The organism is uncultured Phycicoccus sp. (assembly GCF_947495705.1).
In the GTDB taxonomy this organism is placed as follows: domain Bacteria; phylum Actinomycetota; class Actinomycetes; order Actinomycetales; family Dermatophilaceae; genus Phycicoccus.
Genome location: NZ_CANLZR010000001.1, coordinates 255,558 through 280,333, shown reverse-complemented (window position 1 = coordinate 280,333; position 24,776 = coordinate 255,558). Strand labels below are relative to the sequence as shown.

Annotated in this window: 20 protein-coding genes; 7 read left to right on the top strand and 13 right to left on the bottom strand. The window is 71.4% G+C overall.

Features of this window, described 5'->3' with window-relative positions:
- Positions 1-9 precede the first annotated feature (9 nt).
- Together Q0963_RS01360 and Q0963_RS01355 are read right to left on the bottom strand one after the other, a co-directional pair.
- Entirely contained in the window at positions 10-789 is a 780-nt protein-coding gene (locus Q0963_RS01360; RefSeq protein ID WP_299441354.1) for an enoyl-CoA hydratase/isomerase family protein, read from the bottom strand.
- The gene (locus Q0963_RS01355; RefSeq protein ID WP_299441351.1) at positions 786-1,256 is read right to left on the bottom strand and encodes a YbjN domain-containing protein; all 471 of its coding nucleotides are present in this window, start codon (positions 1,254-1,256) and stop codon (positions 786-788) included. The genes Q0963_RS01360 and Q0963_RS01355 overlap by 4 nt, the downstream gene beginning before the upstream one ends.
- A gap of 35 nt (positions 1,257-1,291) precedes the next feature.
- Here Q0963_RS01355 and glgX point away from each other — a divergent pair, with 35 nt between their 5' ends.
- The 6 genes from glgX (at position 1,292) to glgB (ending at position 13,610) form a co-directional block, all read left to right on the top strand.
- Positions 1,292-3,442, top strand: coding sequence for a glycogen debranching protein GlgX (gene glgX, locus Q0963_RS01350; RefSeq protein WP_299441348.1), 2,151 nt, complete (start codon positions 1,292-1,294; stop codon positions 3,440-3,442).
- 212 nt (positions 3,443-3,654) lie between these two features.
- Positions 3,655-6,132, top strand: a complete 2,478-nt coding sequence (locus tag Q0963_RS01345; RefSeq protein ID WP_299442430.1) for a glycogen/starch/alpha-glucan phosphorylase — start codon at positions 3,655-3,657, stop codon at positions 6,130-6,132.
- A gap of 63 nt (positions 6,133-6,195) precedes the next feature.
- Positions 6,196-8,223, top strand: coding sequence for an alpha-1,4-glucan--maltose-1-phosphate maltosyltransferase (locus Q0963_RS01340; RefSeq protein ID WP_299441345.1), 2,028 nt, complete (start codon positions 6,196-6,198; stop codon positions 8,221-8,223).
- 14 nt (positions 8,224-8,237) lie between these two features.
- A complete protein-coding gene (treS, locus tag Q0963_RS01335) occupies positions 8,238-9,971 on the top strand; it encodes a maltose alpha-D-glucosyltransferase (RefSeq protein ID WP_299442427.1) in 1,734 nt (577 codons plus the stop codon).
- Positions 9,964-11,418, top strand: coding sequence for a maltokinase N-terminal cap-like domain-containing protein (locus tag Q0963_RS01330; RefSeq protein WP_299441342.1), 1,455 nt, complete (start codon positions 9,964-9,966; stop codon positions 11,416-11,418). Before treS ends, Q0963_RS01330 begins: the two co-directional genes overlap by 8 nt.
- Positions 11,415-13,610 (top strand): 1,4-alpha-glucan branching protein GlgB, encoded by a 2,196-nt coding sequence (glgB, locus tag Q0963_RS01325; protein WP_299441339.1) that lies wholly within the window; start codon positions 11,415-11,417, stop codon positions 13,608-13,610. Before Q0963_RS01330 ends, glgB begins: the two co-directional genes overlap by 4 nt.
- Positions 13,611-13,622: 12 nt before the next feature.
- Here the strand turns inward: glgB and Q0963_RS01320 are convergent, their stop codons facing one another.
- Genes Q0963_RS01320 through Q0963_RS01310 form a run of 3 tightly spaced genes read right to left on the bottom strand, consistent with a single transcriptional unit; the run spans position 13,623 to position 15,785 of the window.
- On the bottom strand, positions 13,623-14,165 hold the full coding sequence (locus tag Q0963_RS01320; protein ID WP_299441336.1) for a DsrE/DsrF/DrsH-like family protein: 543 nt from the start codon (positions 14,163-14,165) through the stop codon (positions 13,623-13,625).
- A gap of 38 nt (positions 14,166-14,203) precedes the next feature.
- Positions 14,204-14,518 carry a TusE/DsrC/DsvC family sulfur relay protein gene (locus Q0963_RS01315; protein ID WP_299441333.1) on the bottom strand — a complete coding sequence of 105 codons (315 nt, stop codon included), beginning with the start codon at positions 14,516-14,518 and terminating at the stop codon, positions 14,204-14,206.
- Between the two features lie 25 nt (positions 14,519-14,543).
- Positions 14,544-15,785: an NAD(P)/FAD-dependent oxidoreductase gene (locus tag Q0963_RS01310; protein ID WP_299441330.1), complete on the bottom strand. Its 1,242-nt coding sequence runs from the start codon at positions 15,783-15,785 to the stop codon at positions 14,544-14,546.
- A 119-nt stretch (positions 15,786-15,904) separates the two neighbouring features.
- Between Q0963_RS01310 and pgm the strand changes: the two genes are divergently transcribed.
- Positions 15,905-17,569 carry a phosphoglucomutase (alpha-D-glucose-1,6-bisphosphate-dependent) gene (gene pgm / locus Q0963_RS01305; RefSeq protein WP_299441327.1) on the top strand — a complete coding sequence of 555 codons (1,665 nt, stop codon included), beginning with the start codon at positions 15,905-15,907 and terminating at the stop codon, positions 17,567-17,569.
- An 81-nt stretch (positions 17,570-17,650) separates the two neighbouring features.
- Here pgm and Q0963_RS01300 read toward each other — a convergent pair whose 3' ends face one another.
- The 8 genes from Q0963_RS01300 to Q0963_RS01265 form a co-directional block, all read right to left on the bottom strand.
- Entirely contained in the window at positions 17,651-18,289 is a 639-nt protein-coding gene (locus Q0963_RS01300) for a GrpB family protein (RefSeq protein ID WP_299441324.1), read from the bottom strand.
- 125 nt (positions 18,290-18,414) lie between these two features.
- On the bottom strand, positions 18,415-19,272 hold the full coding sequence (locus Q0963_RS01295) for an SGNH/GDSL hydrolase family protein (RefSeq protein ID WP_299441322.1): 858 nt from the start codon (positions 19,270-19,272) through the stop codon (positions 18,415-18,417).
- A gap of 176 nt (positions 19,273-19,448) precedes the next feature.
- Positions 19,449-19,946 carry an ASCH domain-containing protein gene (locus Q0963_RS01290; protein ID WP_299441319.1) on the bottom strand — a complete coding sequence of 166 codons (498 nt, stop codon included), beginning with the start codon at positions 19,944-19,946 and terminating at the stop codon, positions 19,449-19,451.
- A gap of 252 nt (positions 19,947-20,198) precedes the next feature.
- Positions 20,199-20,597 (bottom strand): nuclear transport factor 2 family protein, encoded by a 399-nt coding sequence (locus Q0963_RS01285; protein WP_299441317.1) that lies wholly within the window; start codon positions 20,595-20,597, stop codon positions 20,199-20,201.
- 89 nt (positions 20,598-20,686) lie between these two features.
- Complete coding sequence (locus Q0963_RS01280) at positions 20,687-21,952, bottom strand: RimK family alpha-L-glutamate ligase (protein ID WP_299441315.1); 1,266 nt, start codon at positions 21,950-21,952, stop codon at positions 20,687-20,689.
- Between the two features lie 17 nt (positions 21,953-21,969).
- A complete protein-coding gene (locus tag Q0963_RS01275; protein WP_299441313.1) occupies positions 21,970-22,716 on the bottom strand; it encodes an esterase family protein in 747 nt (248 codons plus the stop codon).
- Positions 22,717-22,738: 22 nt separating this feature from the next.
- Positions 22,739-23,791 (bottom strand): alpha/beta hydrolase-fold protein, encoded by a 1,053-nt coding sequence (locus Q0963_RS01270; RefSeq protein ID WP_299441310.1) that lies wholly within the window; start codon positions 23,789-23,791, stop codon positions 22,739-22,741.
- Positions 23,792-23,793: 2 nt separating this feature from the next.
- Positions 23,794-24,759, bottom strand: coding sequence for a co-chaperone YbbN (locus Q0963_RS01265; protein ID WP_299441307.1), 966 nt, complete (start codon positions 24,757-24,759; stop codon positions 23,794-23,796).
- Positions 24,760-24,776: the final 17 nt, after the last annotated feature.

Genomic DNA, 24,776 nt, shown 5'->3' with positions numbered 1-24,776 from the left:
AGTCGGGGCTCAGGCGCCCTCGAAGGTCGCCTTGCCCGGGCCCTTCTCGACGAAGCTGCGCATCCCGATGGCGCGGTCCTTGGTGGCGAACAGGCCCGCGAACAGCTGCCGCTCGATCTCGAGCCCGGTCTCGAGGTCGACCTCGAGACCACGGTCGATGGCCTCCTTGGCGGCCCGCAGCGCGTACGCCGGGCCCCCGACGTACCGGGCGACCAGGTCACGCGCCGCGGAGTACACCTCGGCGGCCGGGACGACCCGGTCGACGAGGCCGATCTCGAGGGCCTCCTGGGCCGCGACGAAGCGCCCCGAGAACACGAGGTCCTTGGCCTTGGCCGGGCCGACGAGACGCGCCAGACGCTGGGTGCCGCCCGCCCCGGGGATGATGCCGAGCAGGATCTCGGGCTGGCCGAGCTTGGCGTCGTCGGCGGCGACCCGCCAGTCGCAGGCGAGGGCCACCTCGCAGCCACCGCCGAGGGCGTAGCCCGTGACCGCGGCGACGGTGGGCTTGGGCAGGCGCGCCAGCGCCCGGGTGAAGTCCTGGAGCAGCGCGGAATGGTCGACCATGTCGGTGTACGACATCGTCTCCATCTCCTTGATGTCGGCGCCCGCGGCGAAGACCTTCTCGCCGCCGTACACGATGACGGCCGCCACGTCCGAGCGCTCCGCGGCCTCGCGGCACGCGGCGATGAGCCCGTGCTGGATCTCGGCGTTCAGCGCGTTCATCGGCGGCCGGTCGAGCCGGACCGTGCCGATGCCGTCCTCGACCTCGAGGCGGACGAGGTCGCTCACTGCCCGTTCACCGGGGGCTCGCCGGTCTCGGGGTCGATGCCGAGGATGCGCTGGTGCCACAGGTGCACCGCGGACAGCACGACCTGGATCGACACCTGGACGAGCACGTTGAGCTCGGCCCCCGGGGTGACGACGTGCTCACCGGTGACGACGAGCGTCGAGCCGGCGATGCCAGTCTTCACGTGGTTCATGTGCAGGTTGATCTCGTTGCACGTCTCGTGCAGCTTGAGCCGGTCGGTGGTGAGCTCGTCCTGGATCTGCCACTGGCCGAAGAGGCGCATGATCTCGACGTCGCCCTCGGTGCAGCGGACGAACAGCTGCTGCTCGTTGACGGTGAAGGACACGTCACCGTCGCCGTCGATGTTCGGCGAGAGGCCGAGGTCGACGAGCACGTCGAGGATCCGCCCGCGCAGCGGGTGCTCGTCCGAGGGCGGCGGGAAGTTGGGCAGCGAGGTGGGATCCGTCATGGCTCCACCGTAACGACTGGCTACGCTTCCGGACCATGCCGCCCTGGTCCCGTCCCCTCACACCGCCGCCGGGGCCGCCGCCGCGCGATCTCCCTCCCCCGCCGGGCGTCACTCTCGTCCCCGGCGGCGCCGAGGTCGCCGTGTACGCCGGCCACGCCGATGCGGTGGAGCTCTGCCTGTTCGAGCCCGGCGACCGGCTCGGGGAGTCCGAGCGCCGGGTCCCCCTGGCCGACCGGGCGCACGGCTGGTGGTTCGGGTTCGTGCCCGGGATGGGCCCGGGCCAGCGGTACGCGGTGCGGGCCGACGGCCCCTGGGACCCCGAGCGCGGGCACCTGCACAACGCGGCGAAGCTCCTGCTCGACCCCTACGCGGGCGCTCTCGAGGGCGAGGTGGCCTGGGGCCCGGAGGTGTACGGCCACGTCGTCGACGAGTCGTGGGCCGGCGACCTGGAGGTGCCGTCGGCGCTCGACAGCCGCGGCCACCTGCCCCGCGGCGTCGTCGTCGACCACGCCTTCGACTGGGGCGAGGACACCCGCCCCCGGCGGTCGCGCAGCGAGACGGTGGTCTACGAGGCGCACGTGCGCAACCAGACGATGCTCCACCCCGGGGTCCCCGAGGAGCTGCGCGGCACGTACGCCGGGCTGGCGCACCCCGCGTCGATCGAGCACCTCGTCGACCTCGGCGTCACGACCGTCGAGCTGCTGCCGATCCACGCGTTCACCCACGAGCCGCACCTCGTCCGGCGCGGCATGACGAACCACTGGGGCTACAACACCCTCGGCTTCTTCGCGCCGCACGCCCCCTACGCCGCCGCCACCGACCCGCAGGGCGTCGTCGACGAGGTCAAGGGCATGGTCAGGCTGCTGCACGAGGCCGGGCTCGAGGTGGTCCTCGACGTCGTCTACAACCACACCGCCGAGCAGGGCCGCACCGGGGCGACCCTGTCGTGGCGCGGCCTGGACCAGCGCGCCTACTACCGGCTCGACGAGCGCGGACGCGACATCGACGTCACCGGCTGCGGCAACACGATGGACCTGCGGCACCCGGTGGTGTGCCGGATGGTGCTGGACTCGCTGCGCCACTGGGTGCAGGAGTACCACGTCGACGGCTTCCGCTTCGACCTCGCGGTGGCCCTCGGCCGCGGCCGCGGCGACGACTTCGACCCCGACCACCCGTTCCTCGTGGCGCTGCGGACCGACCCGGTGCTCTCGCGGGTCACGCTCATCGCCGAGCCCTGGGACCTCGGCCTGCACGGCTGGCGCACCGGCCAGTTCCCGCCCCCGTTCCTGGAGTGGAACGACCGCTACCGCGACGCCGTCCGCCGGTTCTGGGTCGGGGACGTCCGGGCCCAGTCCGACGGCCATGTCGTCCACGACGCGCGCGAGCTCGCCACCCGGCTCACCGGGTCGCGGGACCTGTTCGGCGTCCGGGACCGCGGGCCGACCGCGTCGGTCAACTTCATCGCCGCGCACGACGGCTTCACCCTCGCCGACCTCGTCTCGTACGACCACAAGCACAACGAGGCCAACGGCGAGGGCAACGCCGACGGGTCCGACGGCAACGCCTCGTGGAACCACGGCGTCGAGGGCGACACCGACGACGAGGCCGTGCTCGCGGCCCGGTCCCGGGCGCTGCGCAACCTGCTCGGGACGCTGCTCCTGTCGTCCGGGGTGCCGATGCTCACCGCCGGCGACGAGCTGGGCCGCACCCAGGGCGGCAACAACAACCCGTACTGCCAGGACAACGCCACCTCGTGGATGTCCTGGGACCTCGCGCCCTGGCAGCAGGACCTCCTCGCCACCAGCCGGCACCTGACCGCCCTGCGGCGCGACCTCCCCGCCCTGCGGCAGGGGCGCTGGCTCCTCGGCCGTGAGGTCGACGAGGCCGGCACCCGGGACGTCGAGTGGTTCGGCGCCGACGGCGCACCGATGGCGGACCGCTGGCACGACCCCGGCTCGCGGACCCTCCAGATGCGCGTCGCGCCCGTGCCGGCCGAGGGCGACGGCGCGCTCGTCGTCGTCAACGGCGGCCCCGACGACGTCGAGGTCACCCTGGCCCCCACCCTGCCCGGGCGTGAGTACCTGCTCGTCTGGGACAGCGCCGCGGCCCGGCCGGGCGAGCCGGCCGCCGCGGGACCGGCCGCCACCGTGCCGGCCACGACGATGCGGCTCTACGTCGCGACGTAGCGCCCCCTCCTGACGTTCCCGTGTCTCGCTCGCCCACCGGCGGGCGAGCGGACCTGGGAGCGGCCTCCGAGATGTGCGTACGCTGGCTCGCGCACCACCGTCGTTGCGCCCGCCCCGCATGTCCGCGCCCGAAGGACCACGATCCGATGACCTCTCCTGTGCCCACGACCCCCGCCGTCTACGACGAGTCGCCGACCACGGACGCCCGCCGGATCGGCCCCGAGTTCCGGACGAGCAACCCGCTCGCCTCCGGCCCCGTCGTCCAGCCGCCGGCGACCGTCGACGGGTTCGTCGCGGAGTTCCTCGCCGAGCTCAACTACGGGCAGGGCGTCCTGCTCTCCCGGTCCTCGGTCAACGACCAGTACCTCGCCCTGGCCCGCACGGTGCGCCGGTACCTCATGGCGGACTGGCTCGAGACCGGGGCCCGGCGCCGGCAGGCGCAGCAGAAGACGATCGGCTACCTGTCGGCGGAGTACCTCCTCGGCCGCCAGCTCGGCAACAACCTCCTCGCGACGAACCTCCAGGACATCGCCGAGGTCGCGATGACCCAGTGCGGCATCGACATCGCGACCCTGCGCGCCCAGGAGGTCGAGCCGGGCCTCGGCAACGGCGGCCTCGGCCGGCTCGCGGCCTGCTTCGTCGACTCGCTCGCGACGATGGACGTCCGCTGCATCGGCTACGGCATCCGCTACGAGTACGGCATCTTCCGCCAGAGCTTCGAGGACGACCGCCAGGTCGAGCAGCCCGACTCCTGGCTCTCGCTCGGCAGCCCGTGGGAGTTCCCGCACCCCGAGCGGCAGGTCGTCGTGCGGTTCGGCGGGCGCACCGAGATCTCGGTGGACGACGCGGGCGTGGAGCGGAGCACCTGGATCCCCGACTGGGAGGTCCTCGGCATCCCCCACCACTACATGGTCCCGGGCTTCCGCAACGGCGTCGTCAACACCCTGCGACTGTGGAGCGCCAAGGCCACCCAGGCGTTCGACCTGCAGATCTTCAACGCCGGCGACTACGCCGAGGCCGTGCGGGCCCAGACCTTCGCCGAGAACATCACCAAGGTGCTCTACCCCGAGGACTCCACCCCGCAGGGCAAGGAGCTGCGCCTGCAGCAGCAGTACTTCTTCGTCGCCTGCTCGCTGCACGACTTCATCGACAACACCCTGCCCGCGGACTTCGACCTGCGCCGGCTGCCCGAGCGGATCATCTTCCAGCTCAACGACACCCATCCCGTCATCGCCATCCCCGAGCTGATGCGGATCCTCGTCGACGTCAAGGGCCTCGCCTGGGACGAGGCCTGGGAGATCACGAAGCAGTGCTTCGCCTACACGTGCCACACCCTGCTGCCGGAGGCCCTGGAGGTGTGGCCCGTCGAGCTCCTCGGCCGTCTCCTGCCCCGGCACCTGGAGATCATCTACCGGATCAACGACGCCTTCCTCGCCGAGGTGCACGAGACCTACCCCGGCGACGAGATGCTGGCCCGCCGGATGTCGATCATCGCCGAGCACCCGGTGCGCTCGGTCCGGATGGCGTACCTCGCGACCGTCGCCGGCTCCAAGGTCAACGGCGTGGCCGAGCTGCACAGCCAGCTGCTGCGCGACAAGGTGCTGCCGGACTTCTCGCGGATGTGGCCCGAGAAGTTCACCAACGTCACCAACGGCATCACCCCGCGCCGGTTCGTCCGGCTCGCGAACCGGCGCCTGTCCGAGCTCGTGACCGACACCATAGGCGACGGGTGGGTCACCGACCTCGACCGGCTGCGCGAGCTCGAGCCGTACGCCGACGACGCGGGGTTCCGCGAGCAGTTCCGTGCCGTGAAGCAGGCGAACAAGGAGCGGCTCTACACCCTCCTGCGCGCCCGGGACGGCCTCGACCTGCCCCGCGACGCGATGCTCGACGTCATGGTCAAGCGCCTGCACGAGTACAAGCGCCAGACCCTCAAGCTGCTGCACATCGTGTCGATGTACGAGGGCATCGTCTCGGGCCGGATGCCCGCCGACGAGGTGACCCCACGGACGTTCGTCTTCGGTGCGAAGGCCGCCCCCGGCTACCACATGGCGAAGGAGACGATCTTCCTCGTCAACGCGGTCGCCGGCGTCGTCAACACCGACCCGCGGGTGGCCGGCCGACTGTCGGTCGCGTTCCCCGCCAACTACAACGTCACCCTCGCCGAGAAGCTCATCCCGGCGGCGGACCTGTCCGAGCAGATCTCGCTCGCCGGCAAGGAGGCCTCCGGCACGGGCAACATGAAGTTCGCTCTCAACGGCGCGCTGACGATCGGCACCGACGACGGGGCGAACGTCGAGATCCGCCGGCTCGTCGGCGACGACCACTTCTTCCTCTTCGGGATGGCCGAGCCCGAGGTCGAGCAGCTGCGCGCGCGCGGCTACAACCCCGGCGAGTACTACGAGTCGAATCCGATCCTGCGGAGCACCATCGACCTCCTCGCGAGCGGCCACTTCACCGACGGGGACCGCCAGTCCGTGGCCCCGGTCGTCGACAACCTCCTCGCCCAGGACACCTTCATGGTCCTGGCCGATTTCCAGTCCTACCTCGACGCCCAGGCCCGGGTGGACGCCGCCTACGCCGACCAGGACGGCTGGGCGCGCTCGGCGATCCTCAACGTCGCCCGGTCGGGCTACTTCTCCTCGGACCGCTCCATGCGCGACTACCTCGAGCGGATCTGGCACGCCTGAGATCCGGTGACCAGCACGTGACGCGTCTGCGTCGCCGGTGCCGGTCCGTGTAGGTTCGGTGAGGTGAGTGACGCCCTCCGCACCGCCCCTCCGCAGACGCCGATCGGCCGGATCCCCGTCCAGGACGTCAGACCCGTCGTCGACCACGGGGCCCGCCCCGCCAAGGCCGTGGCCGGTGAGGAGTTCGAGGTCTCGGCCACCGTCTTCCGCGAGGGCCACGACGCCGTCAACGCGACGCTCGTGCTCACCGACCCCGAGGGCGGCGAGCACCACCTGCCGATGACGTGCACCAACCCGGGCCTCGACCACTGGGTCACCCGGGTGACCGCCGACCGCACGGGCTGGTGGTCCTACCGGGTCGAGGGCTGGTCCGACCCGTACGGCACGTGGGAGCACGACGCGACGATCAAGGTGCACGCCGACGTCGACACCGAGCTGATGCTCGAGGAGGGCGCGCGGGTCCTGGAGCGCGCCCTGGACGAGGTCGACCGCACGGCCGACGAGGAGCAGGTCCTCGTCGACGCCATCCGGGTGCTGCGCGACCCTTCGCGCCCGCCGGTGGTCCGCCTCAAGGCCGGCACCGACGCCGCCGTCGAGGACGAGCTGGGTGCGCGCCCGCTGCGCGACATGGTGTCGCCCTCCCCCGAGTACCACCTGCTCGTCGAGCGGGAGCGGGCCCTGTACGGCGCCTGGTACGAGATCTTCCCGCGCAGCGAGGGGGCGCACTACGACGAGGACGAGCACCGCTGGCAGACCGGCACCCTGCGCACCGCCGCGCAGCGGCTGCCGGCCATCGCCGACATGGGCTTCGACGTCGTGTACCTCACCCCGATCCACCCGATCGGCCAGGCCGCGAAGAAGGGGCCCAACAACACCCTCGACGCGCGCCCCGAGGACCCGGGCAGCCCGTACGCCATCGGCTCGCCCGACGGCGGCCACGACGCGATCCACCCCGACCTCGGGGACTTCGACGACTTCGACGCGTTCGTCGCCGAGGCCGAGCGGCTCGGGATGGAGGTCGCGATGGACCTCGCGCTCCAGTGCTCCCCCGACCACCCGTGGGTCGCCGCGCACCCGGAATGGTTCACGACCCGGGCCGACGGCACCATCGCCTACGCCGAGAACCCGCCGAAGAAGTACCAGGACATCTACCCGGTCAACTTCGACAACGACCCCGCCGGCATCTACGCCGAGGTGCGCCGGGTCGTGCAGGTGTGGATCGACCACGGGGTCAAGATCTTCCGCGTCGACAACCCGCACACCAAGCCGGTCGAGTTCTGGCAGTGGCTGATCGACGACGTCGCGAAGGACCACCCGGACGTCATCTGGCTCGCCGAGGCGTTCACGAAGCCGGCGATGATGCACACCCTCGGCAAGGTCGGCTTCCAGCAGAGCTACACGTACTACGCGTGGCGCAACACCGCCGAGGAGATCGAGGAGTACCTCACCGAGCTCTCCGGTGAGGCCGCCGCGTACATGCGCCCCTCGTTCTGGCCGACGACCCACGACATCCTCACGCCGTACATGCAGTTCGGCGGGCCGGGCGCCTGGAAGCTGCGGGCCGTGCTCGCGGCGACCCTGGTGCCCACCTACGGCATCTACGCCGGCTACGAGCTGATGGAGCACGTCGCCCGGCCCGGCGCCGAGGAGCAGATCGACAACGAGAAGTACGAGTTCAAGGACCGGCGCTGGGCCGACTACGAGCCCGGCGGCCCCAAGGAGGGCCGCTCGCTCGCCGGCTGGCTCACCCGGCTCAACACGATCCGCCGCGAGCACCCGGCCCTGCACCGGCTGCGCAACATCCGCTTCCACGTCGTCGACGACGAGAACTTCATCGCGTACTCCAAGCGGCGGGTGCTGCCCGACGGCAGCAGCGACGTCGTCCTCGTCGTCGCCAACCTCGACCCCCACTCGACCCGCGCCACGACGATGCGGCTCGACCTCGTCGCCCTCGGCTTCGAGCCGGGCGACTCGATCGAGGCGCACGACCTGGTCACCGACCAGCGCTGGGTCTGGCAGCGCGACGTCTACGTCCGCCTCGGGCCCGAGACCGAGCCGTGCCACATCGTCTCCCTGAGGAGGCCGTGGTGAGCGCGATCCCCGGTATGGGGCACAGCACCCCCGGGCTGGGGATGAACCAGCCCGGGCTGCGCCACGACCCCGAGTGGTTCCGCACCGCGGTGTTCTACGAGGTCCTCGTGCGGGCCTTCGGTGACTCCACGGGCTCCGGCGAGGGCGACTTCGCGGGCATCATCAACCGGCTCGACTACCTCCAGTGGCTCGGGGTCGACTGCCTGTGGCTGCCGCCCTTCTACGCGAGCCCGCTGCGCGACGGCGGCTACGACATCTCGGACTACACCCAGGTGCTGGCCGAGTTCGGCACGCTGCCGGAGTTCCGCGAGCTCATCACCCAGGCGCACGCGCGCGGCATCCGGATCGTCACCGACCTCGTCATGAACCACACGAGCGACCTGCACCCGTGGTTCCAGGCCTCGCGCAGCGACCCGGACGGGCCGTACGGCGACTTCTACGTGTGGTCCGACACCGACGACAAGTACACCGACGCCCGGATCATCTTCATCGACACCGAGACCTCGAACTGGACGTTCGACCCGATCCGCCGGCAGTTCTTCTGGCACCGGTTCTTCAGCCACCAGCCCGACCTCAACTTCGAGAACGAGGCCGTCCACGAGGCGATCTTCGACGTCGTCCGGTTCTGGATGGACATGGGCATCGACGGCTTCCGGCTCGACGCCGTCCCCTACCTCTACGAGGAGGAGGGCCACAACGGCGAGAACCACCCCAAGACCCACGCCTTCCTCGCGAAGCTGCGGGCGATGGTCGACGCCGAGTACCCGGGCCGCATCCTCATCGCCGAGGCGAACCAGCCGCCCGGGGACGTCGTCGACTACTACGGCACCGAGGAGTCCCCCGAGTGCCAGATGTGCTTCCACTTCCCGGTCATGCCGATGCTGTACTACTCGCTGCGCGAGGAGAAGGCGGCGCCGATCATCGACGTCCTCGCCGACACCCCGGCCATCCCGCCGGGGACGCAGTGGGGCACGTTCCTGCGCAACCACGACGAGCTGACCCTCGAGATGGTGACGCCCGAGCAGCGGGCCGCGATGTACGGCTGGTACGCCCCCGACCCCCGGATGCGCGCCAACGTCGGCATCCGCCGGCGGCTCGCGCCGCTGCTCGACAACTCCCGGCCCGAGTACGAGCTGATCCACGCGCTCCTGCTGTCGCTGCCCGGCTCGCCCTGCCTGTACTACGGCGACGAGATCGGGATGGGCGACAACATCTGGCTCGACGACCGGGACGCCGTCCGCACGCCGATGCAGTGGACGCCCGACCGCAACGCGGGCTTCTCCACCGCCGACCCCGGCAAGCTGTACCTGCCGGTCATCCAGTCGCTCGTCTACCACCACAACCACGTCAACGTCGAGGCCCAGATGGCGTCGGGCTCCTCCCGGCTGCACTGGGTCCGGGGCATGCTCGCCGTGCGGCGGGAGCACCCGGTGTTCGGGCTCGGCGACTTCGAGGTCTGCGCGTCCACCCACGAGCGGGTGCTCGCCTACGTGCGGGTCGACCGCCGGGACCGCGACGTCGAGGACCGCTCCGCTCGCGCCGTCCTCTGCGTCAACAACCTGGCCTCGCGTCCCGCGGCGAGCACCGTGACCCTCCCCGGCGACTTCGCGGGCTGGCAGACCCGCGACCTCTTCGGTGGCACCGGCTTCCCCGATGTCGGCCCCGGCGGGGAGCTCACCGTCACCCTCGGGTCACGCGACTTCTTCTGGCTCTCGCTCGAGCCCCCGGTCGGGGGTGAGCATGGCTGAGCTCCACCACGATGCGACGATCACGCCGAGCAAGCTCGAGCTGCTCGAGGAGTGGATGGGCGCCCAGCGCTGGTACGCCGCCAAGGGCAGCCGCCCCCGGCTCCGGCTGCTCGCCCGGTGGCGGCTCGACGACCCGGCCGGCGAGGTCGGGATCGAGACCCTCGTCGTCGCCGACGAGTCCGGTGACGAGCCGGTCGTCTACCAGGTGCCGTTCACCTACCGGGGGGAGCCGCTGGCCTCGGCCGACCACGCTCTCGTCGGCACGATGGAGCACTCCGTCCTCGGCCGGCGCTGGGTGTACGACGCCCCGCACGACCCCGTGTACGCCACCCAGCTGCTCGAGCTCGTCCAGGGCCGGGTCCGGGCGGCGTCGTCGTTGGAGTCCGACGCCGTCGAGGAGTCCGTCCGCGGCGTGGGGCAGCCCAGCTGGACACGAGCGGTCCGGGTCACCGCCGCCCAGGTGCTCACGGGCGAGCAGTCCAACACCTCGGTCATCCTCGACACCGAGACCGACGACGGCGCGCACGTCCCGCTCATCGTCAAGGTCTTCCGGATGCTCTCCCCCGGCGAGAACCCAGACGTCGTCCTCCAGGGCGCCCTCGTCGACGCCGGCTCCCGGCGGGTCCCCGGCGTCGTCGGGTCCGTCGTCGGCGGGTGGCCGCATCCGACGCCCGAGGGCGACCGCCCCGCCACCGGGCACCTCGCCTTCGTGCAGGAGTTCCTCCCGGGCGTCGAGGACGCCTGGCGGGTGGCGCTGCGTGCGGCCGAGGAGGGCACCGACCTGCGCGGGCCCGCGCACGAGCTCGGGGTCGCGACGGCGCAGGTGCACCTCGCCCTGGCGACCGCGCTCGGCACGAGCCCCACGACGCCGGAGCAGGTCCAGGCCATCCTCGCGGGGATGCGCCTCCGCTTCGACGACGCCGTCGCCGAGGTCCCCGACCTCGAGAGCGTCCGGCCCGCCGTCGAGTCCGTCCTCGCCGCGGCCGCCACCGGCCCGTGGCCCGACCTCCAGCGCATCCACGGCGACTACCACCTCGGGCAGGTCCTGTACTCCCCGGACCGCGGCTGGGTCCTGCTCGACTTCGAGGGCGAGCCGCTGCGCTCCCTCGCCGAGCGGTCGCTGCCCGACCAGTGGATCCGCGACATCGCCGGGATGCTCCGCAGCGTCGACTACGTCGGGGGGACGCGCGAGCAGGCCACCGGGCGCTCGGCCCGTGAGTGGGTCACCGTCGCCCAGCAGGCGTTCCTCGACGGGTACGCCGCCGAGGCCGGAGCGGACCCCCGTCGGCTGGGGGCGCTCCTGGCGGCGTTCGAGCTCGACAAGGCGATGTACGAGGTCGTCTACGAGGCGCGCAACCGCCCCGCCTGGCTGGGGATCCCCCTCGGCGCCATCCAGCGACTCACCGACCACCCTGCTCCCCCCACCTCCCAAGGAGGTTCTTCGTGACTCCCACCCCCAGCCCCGAGGTCGGCGGTGCCATCACCGCGCTCGTCCAGGGCCGCCACCAGCAGCCACACGACCTGCTCGGCCAGCACATGGAGCACGGCGGGCTGCGCCTGCGCGTCCTCAAGCCCCTCGCCGAGTCGGTCCGGATCCGGTTCGAGGACGGCGAGGAGCTGACCCTCGAGCACGAGGCGGAAGGGGTCTGGACCGCGGTCCGTACCGACGCGACCCGGACGATGGACTACCGGCTGCTCGTCGCGTGGGGCGACGGGGTCGAGCACGAGCAGGACGACCCGTACCGGTTCGCGCCCACCCTCGGTGACATGGACCTGCACCTCGTCGGCGAGGGACGCCACGAGCAGCTGTGGACGGTGCTCGGGGCACGGGTCCGTGAGTACACCGGCCCGCTCGGGTCGGTCTCCGGGACCTCGTTCGCCGTGTGGGCGCCGCGCGCCAAGGCGGTCCGGGTCGTCGGCGACTTCAACGCCTGGGACGGGCGCGCCAACCCGATGCGGCTCATCGGCGGCAGCGGGGTCTGGGAGCTCTTCGTGCCCGGCGTCGGCCCGGGTGACGTCTACAAGTACGAGATCCGCGGCGCCGACGACGTCGTCCGCACCAAGGCCGACCCGATGGCCCGACGCACCGAGTGCCCGCCGCGTACCGGCTCCGTCGTCGACGACTCCACGCACGCCTGGACCGACGACGCGTGGATGGAGCAGCGGGCCGCGTCCGACGCGCACACGGGCCCGATGAGCGTCTACGAGGTCCACCTCGGCTCCTGGCGTCAGGGGCTCACCTACACCGAGCTCGCCGAGCACCTCGTCAACTACGTCTCCGACCTCGGCTTCACCCACGTCGAGCTGCTGCCCGTCATGGAGCACCCGTACGGGCCGTCCTGGGGCTACCAGGTGACCGGGTACTACGCCCCGACGGCACGGTTCGGCACCCCGGACGAGTTCAAGTACCTCGTCGACGCCCTGCACCGCGCCGGCATCGGCGTCATCCTCGACTGGGTCCCGGGGCACTTCCCGCGCGACGAGTTCGCCCTCGCGCGCTTCGACGGCCTCCCGCTCTACGAGCACCCGGACCCCCGCCGTGGGGACCAGCCCGACTGGGGCACCCACGTCTTCGACTTCGGCCGGCTCGAGGTGCGCAACTTCCTCGTCGCCAACGCCGTGTACTGGCTCGACGAGTTCCACATCGACGGCCTCCGGGTCGATGCCGTCGCCTCGATGCTGTACCTCGACTACTCCCGGCGCGACGGGGAGTGGATCCCCAACGTGCACGGCGGGCGGGAGCACCTCGAGGCCATCGGGCTGCTCCAGGAGGCGAACGCCACGGCGTACAAGCGGGTGCCCGGGGTCGTGACGATCGCCGAGGAGTCGACATCGTGGCCGGGGGTCACGAAGCCGACGAACACCGGCGGCCTGGGCTTCGGCCTGAAGTGGAACATGGGCTGGATGAACGACACGCTGCGCTACGTCGAGGAGGAGCCGGTCCACCGCCAGTACCACCACAACCTGCTGACCTTCTCGCTCATGTACGCGTTCAGCGAGAACTTCGTCCTGCCGATCAGCCACGACGAGGTCGTCCACGGCAAGGGGTCGCTGCTCACCAAGATGCCGGGCGATCGCGCCGACCAGCTCGCGACCGTGCGTGCCTTCCTCGCCTACATGTGGAGCCACCCCGGCAAGCAGCTGCTGTTCATGGGCTGCGAGTTCGCCCAGCCGCAGGAGTGGGCCGACGGCCGTTCGCTGGAGTGGTGGCTGCTCGACCACGCCGCGCACTACCGGGTCCACAACCTCGTCAAGCAGCTGAACACGCTGTACCGCGAGCACCCGGCGATGTGGGCGCTGGACTCCCAGCCGGCGGGCTTCCGCTGGCTCGACGCCGACGACAACACCGGCAACCTGCTGTCCTACCTGCGCTTCGAGCGGGCCGACGGGTCCGGGGACGTCGTCGCCTCCGTCGTCAACTACAGCGGCGAGGACAAGGAGTGGGTGCGCGTCGGCGTGCCCCGGGCGGGGTCCTGGGAGGTGGTCCTCGACACGAGCGGCTACGACGAGGCGAGCTCGCCGAGCCAGGCCGGCGCCGTCCTCGAGGCCGAGGCGACGCCGTGGAACGACCAGCCCTGGTCGGTCACCGTGCGGGTCGCGCGGCTGGCGACGCTCTACCTCGTCCCGGTGACCGACTGACCGCCCGAACCCTCAGATGAAGAGCAGCTGGGCGCCCTCGGTGAGCTCGATGAAGTCGCTCGCCGAGATGATCGCCTCGACGTCGTCGTAGAGGTCGTCCTCGCTCAGGTGGTTCATGTCGGCCGACATCCGGCAGGCCCACAGGTGGACCCCGGCGCCGCTCAGCATCTCGAGGAACTCGGGGACGTCGGGAACCTCGAGGTCGGCCAGCTGCTTCTTCATCATCTTCGTGGCCGCGTTCGTCGCGCCGGGGAGCGCGCCGAGCATGTGGTGCACGCCCATCCCGGAGTGGCCCGGCGGGTGCATCGCGGTGTTGCCGACGAAGCTGAACTTCAGGTCGCCCATCGTGGCCTTGTTGATGATGTCGAAGCCCCAGAACGTGAAGAACATGTGCGTCTCCACGCCCTCGCCGACGGCGGCGTTGGCGAGGATCAGGCCCGGGTAGGCCATGTCGAGGTTGCCCTTGGAGCAGATGATGGCGAGCTTGCGGCCCGCGCCCTCCGGCTCGTCGAACGAGGGGACGACGGCCGGGGCGGCGTCGGTGGTGGCGGTCATGGGGTTCTCCTGGTGCTCGTCGGGGTGGGTGGTGGGGGTCAGACGCAGCCCTTGGGCTTGGGCAGCCCGGAGACGTACGCCATCTTCTTGGCCGGCTTGCCGGGGAAGAGCGCGAACAGCGACTTGATCGGGGTGTCCGTGCGGGTCGAGACCCGGCGCAGCGTCGCCGTCTCACCCTCGGTGGCGTAGTCCTGGCGGAGGAAGCGGATCAGCGTCCAGTGCGCGTCGGTGAGCTCGAGGCCGATGAGCCGGGCGAGCTCGGGTGCGAGGTCCTCGGTCCACTGCTCGGGGTGGGTGAGGAAGCCCTCCTCGTTGACCTCGAGCTCGTGGCCGGCGATCGTCGTCGTCGTCATGGTGGGTGTCCTTTCAGGGGGGTGCTCAGGCGGGGTTCTTGCCGGACATCGACATCTCGGCGGGGAGGCCGAGCGGGCGTCCGGGGAGGAGCGCGTTCCAGTAGATGTGGCGGAACGCGAGCTTGCCGAGGTGGTTGGCGCGGGACTCCCCCAGCAGGGTCATCGGGCCGACCTTGGGGATGGGGAAGGAGCCGGTCAGCGGCTCGGTGTCGTAGTTGAAGTCCAGGAGCAGCGCCTTGCCGTGGCCCGACTCGACGAAGCAGTTGGCGTGCCCGTCGAAGCTGTGCGGCATCGGGCGGCCGGCGATGTGCTCGAGGAAGTTGTCGACGAAGACCTCGACCGAGAAGTGCGCGACCGAACCGGCCTTGCTCGTCGGGATGTTGTTGGCGTCCCCGAGCGCGAACACGTTGTCGTGCCCGGTGGCGAGGAAGGTGTGCTTGTCGACGGGGACGTAGTTGAGCTCGTCCCCCAGCCCGGAGGCGGCGACGAAGTCCGCGCCCATGTTGAGCGGTACCGTCACGAGCTGGTCGTAGGCGACCTCGCGCTCGTCGTAGGAGACGAGCACCTGGCGCTCCTGGTCGATCCGCTCGACCATGAAGTCGGGCTCGACGATGATGCCCTTCTCCGCCAGGAGACCGCCGAGGGTGCGGCTGGCCACGGGCTTGGTGAACGCGCCGTCCAGCGGCGTGACGAAGACGAGCTCGGTCTTCTCGCGCAGCCCGCGCCGGCGCAGCCAGTCGTCGGCGAGGAAGGCGAACTCCAGGGGCGCGACGGGGCACTTGATGGGCAGCTCGGTGATGTGGACGACGAGCCGCCCGCCCTCGAAGGTGTCGAGCCGGTCGCGCAGGGCCACCGCACCCTCGTAGGTGTAGAACTCGCCGACCTCCCGGTGCCACTGGATGCCGAGGGTCCCCTCGGTCTGGTCGGGGCGCGGGGTGGTGCCCGTGGCGATGACGAGCTGGTCGTAGGGCAGCACCCGACCGTCGGTGAGGCGCACCTCGTTCGCGGCGGTGTCGACGCGCTCGACGTCGCCGATGAGCAGCTCGATGCCGTCGTGGATGAAGGGCCGGGTCTGCTTGCGGACCTGCTCGGGGGTGTTGAGCCCGAACGGGATGAAGAGGTAGCCGGGCTGGTAGTCGTGGACCTCGTCCTTGTTGACGACGGTGATCGTCCACTGATCCGCCGGCAGACGGCGACGCAGCTTGTTGACGACCATCGTCCCGGCCGTTCCGGCCCCGAGGACGACGAGATGCTTCGTGGTGTTCATACCCCCATTGGTATCCCGGGGCCGGAACCCCTCGGAAGTGCCGAAAGTCCCGACCGGGAGTGATCCGGCCGACATCGGGGTCTTCACCGGCCCCCCGGGACTCTGCGAGGATCGAGGCCATGAGCTCCTCACGCGCCGGACAGCCTGCACAGCCCGCCGACCTCGTCGACGTCGCCTCGCTCGTCACGGCGTACTACACCCGGGAGCCCGACCCCGAGGACGTCGACCAGCAGGTGGCGTTCGGCACCTCCGGGCACCGCGGGTCGAGCCTGAAGACCTCGTTCAACGAGGCGCACATCCTCGCCACCACGCAGGCCATCTGCGACTACCGCCGCGAGCAGGGCTACGACGGCCCGCTGTTCATCGGGCGCGACACCCACGGCCTGTCCGAGCCGGCCTGGGCCACCGCGCTCGAGGTGCTCGTGGCCAACGACGTCGCCGTGCTCGTCGACGCCGACGACCGGTACACCCCCACCCCGGCCGTCTCGCACGCCATCCTCGTGGCGAACCGGGGCAAGGTCTCGGGCGTCTCCGACATGCCGGCCGGGCGCGGGCTCGCCGACGGCATCGTCGTCACCCCGTCGCACAACCCGCCCACCGACGGCGGCTTCAAGTACAACCCGCCCCACGGCGGGCCGGCCGACTCGGACGCCACGAAGGTCATCGCGGCGGCCGCCAACGCCTACATCCGGGCGGGGCTCGACGGGGTCCGGCGGGTCCCGTTCGCCCGCGCCCGGGCGACGGTCGGCACCTACGACTTCCTCGGCACCTACGTCGAGGACCTTCCGAGCGTGCTCGACATCGACGCCATCCGCTCGGCCGGGGTGCGGATCGGCGCGGACCCGCTCGGCGGCGCGGCCGTCGACTACTGGGGGGCCATCGCCGAGCGGCTCCGGCTCGACCTCACCGTCGTCAACCCGCTCGTCGACGCGACGTGGCGCTTCATGACGTTGGACTGGGACGGCAAGATCCGGATGGACTGCTCGTCACCGTCGGCCATGGCCTCGCTCATCGAGCGTCGCGACGAGTACGACGTCGCGACGGGCAACGACGCCGACAGCGACCGGCACGGCATCGTCACCCCCGACGCCGGGCTCATGAACCCCAACCACTACCTCTCGGTCGCCATCCAGTACCTCTACGGCGGCGCCCGCCCGCAGTGGCGCGACGACGGGTTCATCGGCAAGACCCTCGTGTCGAGCTCGATGATCGACCGGGTCGCCGAGGACCTGGGCCGCACGCTCGTCGAGGTGCCGGTCGGCTTCAAGTGGTTCGTGCCCGGGCTGCTCGACGGCTCCGGCCCGTTCGGCGGCGAGGAGTCGGCCGGCGCCTCGTTCCTGCGCCGGGACGGGTCGGTGTGGACCACCGACAAGGACGGGATCCTCCTGGCCCTGCTCGCCTCCGAGATCATCGCGACCACCGGGAAGACGCCGTCCCAGCTGTACGCCGAGCTCACCGCCCGGCACGGTGAGCCGGCCTACGCGCGCATCGACGCACCCGCCGACCGGGCCCAGAAGGCGAAGCTGGGCGCCCTCTCCCCCGACGACGTCTCCGCCGAGTCCCTGGCGGGCGAGCCGATCACGGCCAAGCTCACCGAGGCCCCGGGCAACGGCGCCGCGATCGGCGGGCTGAAGGTCGTCACGGAGTCGGCGTGGTTCGCGGCCCGGCCGTCGGGCACCGAGGACGTCTACAAGATCTACGCCGAGTCCTTCCGCGGCCCCGACCACCTCGCCCAGGTCCAGGCCGAGGCCCGCGACGTGGTGAGCGCCGCCCTCGGCGACTGACCGCTGGGCCGTCGGGCGCCCCCACGGCATCCGGTGCCGTCCCGGACGAGAGACGAGGACATGCCGTACGGGGTGCCGGCCTCACGGCATGTCCTCGTCGTTCAACGCCGCGGCGGCCTCGTCGAGGACTCGTCGCCGTGCGCTCTCGTCCACCCGGTCCGAGGCATGCAAGAGGATCTGGTTCACCACCTCGGACTTCGCCTGTGCGTAGTGCTGGACGTGGCGCCAGCGCCGCCCCGCCAGCATTCGCTTGGTCCGCGCGTACAGCTCACGATCTCGCTCATCGGCTCGCAGCCGGTCACGGAAGCGGAGCATCCGGTCGATCTCGGCGGCGCCTTCGGTGAACACGTGCATGGTGATGTCGGTGTCGGGACCCTTGAACACGCGGTGCTCGAACCAGCCGGGCTCCCGGATCACCAACCTGTAGCCGGCCGCTGTCAGGACCGGGACATAGCTGGGCTCATCGGAGGAGTCGGGCACCACCAAGACGATGTCGATGATCGGCTTGGCCACCAGTCCGGGCACCGAGGTGGATCCTGCGTGCTCGAGGCGGATCACTGCAGGCCCCAGCACCTCGCGGATCCGGGCAGCCTCCCTGGCGAACAGAGTCGGCCACTCCGGGTCGGAGTCCACCAACAGGATCGTGCCGTCGTGAGGCGTCACCGGCTCCAGCCGGACCCTCTGGAGATCCTCGTCGCTGAGCGGGTCGATCTCGCCCATCACCCCTCCCATCGGTGCCACCTCACCTGTCGTGCCGCTCCGGACGGTGCGACGACCGAACGACAGGACGCAACAGCCCGGCCGGGATCGAGCCGCGGCCACCTGCGGGTGGGCTGCACGGTTTCTCATCCGAGGGGCGCATAGCCCCTCGCGGTGAGAAGTCGAGCGATCTCGTCGTTCCCGAGCTGGGAGGGGTGGGTGTAGTCGTCGGCCAGTAGGTCGGCCGATGGTTCGGACCCGTCGTCGCCGTTGAAGGCGTGGTAGACGTCCACACAGTCGAACCCGTTGGACTCGGCCGAGTCGCACAACATCGTGTTCCACGCGTCATGAAGGAGCACCGTCCTCGCCGCCTGCGCGGGGGTCAGCTGCGCCCCATCGAAGCCGATCCAGTCGTTGTACCGGTTGACCGTGAGCAGGATGGTGGGCGTGCCGGCTCGCCACCTGGCGACCGTCGAGTACAGCTCGTCAAAGACAGGACGTGACGTGGTTGTCGCCTGGGCAGCGCACGTCTCGTCGACCCGGGACCAGTCCTCGATCGAGCCCGTCGCAGGGTCGACCGGCGACCCGCACGGCGCCTCGTCGTTGAGCGGAAAGCTGTTGTGGGCGATGCCGATGATGATGACGTCTGCGCCGCTGAGCTCGTCCCGCAGGTCCGGCAGCTCCCTCATCAGGCCAGGCAAGGTGAGGCCCGTGTGCTGTGAACGGTTCGTGGTCACCACCTCGCGGCCGGTGCCCTCGGCGAGGGCCTCGGCGTACCTGGTGACGAAGCCCCTGCAGTTCGGGCAGTCACTCTGAGCGTTGTACGGGATGGAATCGCCGATGACCACCAGCGACAACGGGACCCCAGCTGTGGCCGATGACGCCGATGACGGGCTGGCGGACGTGTCTCCGGAGGTGGAGCAGCCCGCAAGGACCAACGACGCCGCCGCGAGCGCCGGGACCAGTCCACTGCGCTTCATCGCTGCCCCCCGATCGATGGTCACTGTCTACTCCTTCGGACGTGACACTGTCGATCGCATTACGCGGTTGTGCCCCCTCGGCATCAGCTGCGTGCCCGGACGAACGACGAGAACATGCCGTCCGGGGTGCTGCTCTCGCGGCATGTTCTCGTCGTTCGACCGCGGCAGCACGGGGCTGGAGCGAGGCCGAAGGCGGGGCGTCAGGACGGGGCGTAGAGGACCTGGAAGCGCTCGAGGACGACGAGCATGTCCGGCCGGAAGCCACCGGCGGCGTGCTCGGTGAAGAAGCGCTCGTGGACCGCCCGCCAGTGCTCCAAGCTGCCGTCGCCCTCCCCCTCGTCCCGGGCGTGCTCGGCGTCCACCTCGTCGAAGGGGACGACCCGCGTCTCGGTCGTCGCGACGAGGGCCCGCGGGTGGCCGGCCCCGTCGAGGACGATGCCGAGCATCCCCGGCACGGGCAGCTCCTCCCCCTCCGTGGCGTAGTCGGCATGGGAGCTCGCGGTCGCCGTCTTGGTTCCGTCGAGGACGAGGCCGAGCAGCTCGTCGGCCTGTTCCGGGGTCGCGCCGAACGCCCACGCGGGGGGCCGGAGCCTGCGTACCGGGTTCTCGCCGGTGTAGACGGGCACCCCCGACAGACCGGCGTGCTCCCGGGCGATGTCCCAGAAGGCGTCGAGCTCGTTGTCGTCAGCGGTGGCCATGCCTCACCCTCCCACGCCATGGACCTGCGAGTGGGGCTGCCCACAGGTGCTGTGCGGCCGGGGTGCGGGTGGTCGGCGGAGACGTCGGTCAGGACCGGGCACCGCGCGCCCGACGGCGCTCACCAGCGACCGCGATGTCTACCCGGGAAGCCCGCACTCCGCAGGGGAACCCTCCCCGGGTGGAGCGCGGGTTTCTCGGGTGACCCGGGAAAGCGGGCAGCCTCCGACGCGGCGCCGCGCACCGGGACCCGGCTACTCGGGCGGCGGGCTCCCGTGCCGGTGCACCACTGTCCATTCGCCGGCCTCACGCCGGTAGATCTGGGTCACGCGCAGCGTGTACGCCCGCGGAACACCGCCGACGGACACGGAGGTGTGCTCCAGGCCCACCGTGTAGGCGGTGTCGCCGCGCACCTCGGCGTCCAGCAGCTCGAAACGGAAGGACGTGCAGTCCGTGAGGCTGTCCGCGAGGTGGGTGAAGAGCTCGTCGACCTCCTGCTGCCCGCGGGCGTCCCTCCAGGCGCCGAACACGGACACCGGGTCGTGATGTGACCAGATGGCGCGGCGCGGTCCGGCGTCCCCGTTGTGGAGGGCGACCTCCGCCTCCGTGAGCACCGAGTGCACCCACGTGCGGAACTCCTCGCGGTCGGTCATCTCCCGATGGTGGCACCGGCCCTGGCCGTCCGCTACTGAGCGCGTCGTCGCCGGTCGAGCCGATCGGCGGCCGCGCAGGGTCCGGCGGGTCAGTCGGCGGGAGCCTGAGCCAGGCGGGCCTGCTCGTCGGAGAGCCACATCCCGAGCAGCCCCCCGAAGTGCGCCTCGAACCGGTCCCACTCCTGCGGCGGGTAGGTCTGGTGGATCGTCGAGGTGAGCAGGGACCGGAACTCGTCGCCGGCGATCCACTCCAGGACCATCTCGTCGAGGTGCGGCAGGGTGCTCTCGCAGAACGCCCGGTAGCGCTCGGTCTCGAAGTACTCGTCGGCAAGGGACTGGTAGGCCCCCAGCCGGCCCTGGTGGTCGAGCACCTCGTCGTCGGCGACGGCGAACCAGGGCCCGGTGTCGACCTGGGTGCGCGGCTTGCGCCCGGTGACGACGCAGAAGGCGGTCCACCGCAGCAGCGCCGACATCGCCCACGGGAAGTAGTAGTGCAGCGAGGTGACGGCGACGTCCGGGCAGGCGTTGGCGTAGTCGATCGGGTAGACGACCCCGTCCTTGACGAGCATCTCGCAGGAGTTGAACTCCCACCGGAAGAAGGCGTTGACGGTCTGGCTCGTCGTGACGACCTCCCGGCCCACCTCGTCGGAGAGGAAGCCGTGCGCCACGGTGTACCGGTCGTGCATCGGCTGGTCGGGCTGGAACTTCATGACCATCGTCTCGGGCCCGATGGTCAGCGACCGGGCGAAGTGCTCGAAGTCCGGCACCGACGCCTGGAGGTGCATGAGCATCTCGCCGGAGTCGTCGTAGGACCGGTGCAGGTCCTCCCGGCTGCTGACCTGCGACACCCCGCGCCAGCCACCCCCGTCGAACGGCTTCATGTACAACGGGTAGCCCAGGCTGTCGGCGATCTCATCCAGGTCGAAGCCGCGGTTGTACCTCGCCGAGGTGTAGGCCCACCGCGCGTTGTCGACGGGGTTCTTGTACGGGACCAGCACGGTCTCGGGCACGTGGAAGCCGAGGCGCATGAGGGCGCAGTACGCGGAGTGCTTCTCCATCGACTGGAACGTGAAGGGGCTGTTGAGGAGGTACACGTCGTCCATGAGCGCGACCTTCTTCAGCCACTCGCGGGGGTGGTAGTACCAGTGCGCGAGCCGGTCGATGACGAGCTCGTGGCGCGGCGTGTCGCGCAGGTTGAACGGCTCGATCGTCATCCGCTCCGTCGTCACCGTGTGCTGCGAGCCGTCCGGGGCGGTGAGCACCCCGAGCCGCCGGGCGAGGGACTCGAACGCCGTCGGCCAGTCCTCCTCGGCGCCGAGGAGCAGGCCGACGAGGTGATCGGTGGTGGAAGCCACGGTGATGTCCTTTCCGTTCAGACGAAGCGGGGCAGATGGTGGGCGAGCTGGCGCTGCCACCAGGGCCAGTCGTGGGCGCTGTCGTGGCCCCAGACGTCGAGCTCGTGACGGATGCCCCGGGCGGCGAGCACCTCGGCGAAGGCGCGGGTCGCGGGCAGCGACCGGGTAGGCGAGACCTCGAACGGCCCTTCCCCCACGACGAGCAGCACCGACACCCGGGAGCGCAGCCAGTCGAGGTGGTCACCGGTCGCGTTCGCGAGGTAGGCGGTGGGGTTGGCGAAGTACGTGGCGTTGCCCAGGTCGCCCCAGCCGTTCCACGTGCTCGGGTCGTAGTTGCCGGAGAGCCCGATCGCCATCGGGACCACGTCGGCACGGGTGAGGGCGAGATGGACGGCGTGGTAGGCCCCCAGCGACGGACCGACGGCGATGATCTCGCTCGAGCCGCCGGACTCCCCCTGGACCCACGGCAGGACGGCCTCGGACAGCCACGCGGTGTACGTCCCGGCCCGGCGGGCGCGCTCCTCGGTGGGCAGCGAGGTGTCGGCCCAGGACCAGCCGTCGAGGGAGTCGACGCAGAACAGGCTCATCCGGCCGGCGTCGACCAGCGGTCGCACGGCGTCGAGCATCCCGTTGCCCTCGGCGTCGACCGCCGCCCCGGCCTCGGACGGGAAGAGCAGCACCGGCCGCCCCCAGTGCCCGTGCCGGACGACCTCGAGGTCCCCGTCGTGCCCCGGGACTGCGAGTCGGACGCTGCGCCGCTCCATACGTCCCGACCCTAGCGGGGCCTCAGTCCCGGCCGCGGTGCCCGGACCACACCGCCTGGAGCACCTCGGTGAGCGCCGGGTCCAGCGCGTCGCGCCAGGCCGTGTAGTTGTGCAGGTCCGGGACCTCCCGGTGCCGCACGTCGTGGCCGGCACGCCGCAGCGCCGCCGCCATGTCCCGGTTGTTCGCCGCGTTCTCCTCCTGCGCCCCGCACGTGAGCCCCACGACGAGCGGGTGCTCGGCCTCGCGCATGTCCAGGACGGCCTGGACGGCCCGCGAGATCCGGTCGAAGTACCGGTAGCCGCTCTCGGAGTGGTCGTGACGGAGCTGGAAGAAGGACCCCGACTGCGAGAACACCGCCCCCACCCGGGGCGCGCCGGTGAGCCCGACGAGCAGCGCCGTCAGCCCGCCCAGGCTCGCCCCCATGACCGCGACCGGCCCGGTCAGGGCGTACCGGGCGGCGAGCCGGTCGATCCCCGCGGCCGAGATCGTCCGCAGGTAGCGCGGCGAGCCGGAGTACCACGCGTCGCGCGCCACGGGGTGCGCCAGGGCCACCCGGTGCGGCGGCAGGGTGCCGGCCGCGACGAGGGCGGCGCTGTACCGGGTCACGTCGGCGAGGTCGTCGTACTCGGGCCCGTCGTGGACGACGAGCATCGGGGCCGGGTCCTCGTCGGCCAGCCCCTCGGGCGACCACACGGTGACGGGGACGTCGTGGGTGGTCTCGCCCGCGACGGCCTGCGCCTCGAACCGCCCGTCCGGGGCGTCGGCGTCGAGCCACCACGGCCGCAGGTACCCGGGCAGCTCCACGACGGACCGCTCGCCGAAGGCGGTGCGGACCGTCAGCGGGTTCGCCGGGTCGAGCACCTCCTCGGTCTCGCTGCCCCGGTGGACCCGGAACCGGTACTCGATCCGGGCGAGGTCGGGGCGGGGCAGGTCGAGCACCCAGCCGTCGTCGGTGCGCTCGAGGTCGCGACCCCCGGCCAGCACGGAGTCGCACTCCAGGGTCACGCCGGTGACGGTGGGGTCGTCCAGGACGAGCCCGAACCGGACGTGGTCGACGAGGGTGGTGACGGTCACGGTCAGAACAATGCACTCATCAGGGCGGTGCGGCCCTTGCGGACACGCTCGTCGTCGTTGCCGACGACCGAGAAGAGCTCGATGAGGTGGGTGCGCACGCGGTCCCGGTCCTCACCCTCGGTGCTGCGGACGAGGTCGACGAGGCGGGTGAAGGCGTCCTCGACGTGGCCACCGAGGACGTCGAGGTCGGCGACGACGAGGGCGGCGTCGACGTCGTCCGGGTCGGCGGCGGCGGCCCCGCGTGCGGCGGTGATGTCGACGTCGGCCGTGCGCTCCATGAGCCGGACCTGCGCGAGCCCGAGGCGGGCGTCCTCGTCCTGGGGGTTCTCGGCCAGCGCCTGCTCGTAGGCGGCCGCCGCGGCGGTGAGGTCACCCCGCTCGATGGCGTCGTAGGCGGCCTGGTGCAGCGGCGGGACCTCCTCCTCGGCGCCCTCCTCCTGGCCCGGCACCGGGCCGAGGTCGACCCGGCCCGTGATCCCGTTCTGGACGGCGGCCTGGAGCAGCTGGTCGATGGCCTGCCCGACCTGCTCGGCGTCGGCGATCCCGGGGAAGAGCGGCACCGGCTGGCCCTGGATGAGCCCGAAGGTGGCCGGGACCGTCGGCTGGCCGAAGGCCTGCACGAGCAGCGGCTGGAAGGCCTGGACCAGCTCGGGGGACGTCGAGAGGTCCGCCGCGAGGACGATGACCTTGCCGTTCTGGCGGGCCGCCACCGCGGCAACGGTGTCGACGAGCTGGCGGGTCTGCGGGTGCTCCGAGGCCCACAGGACGAGGACGCCCGCGACCTTGACGGTGCGGGTCAGCGCCTGCTGCAGGGTGGCCGCGGTGACCTCGACGAGGAGCCCGTCGGGGATGCCGCCGGCCGCCGGGCCCCCGGGGGCCTGGGCCTGCGCGGCGGCGGCTGCGGGGGCACCGATCGCGGACAGGTCGATGGCGCCACGGGCGCCGGAGGGCTCGGGTGTCTGCGTCATGGTCGGATTCTCCCCCA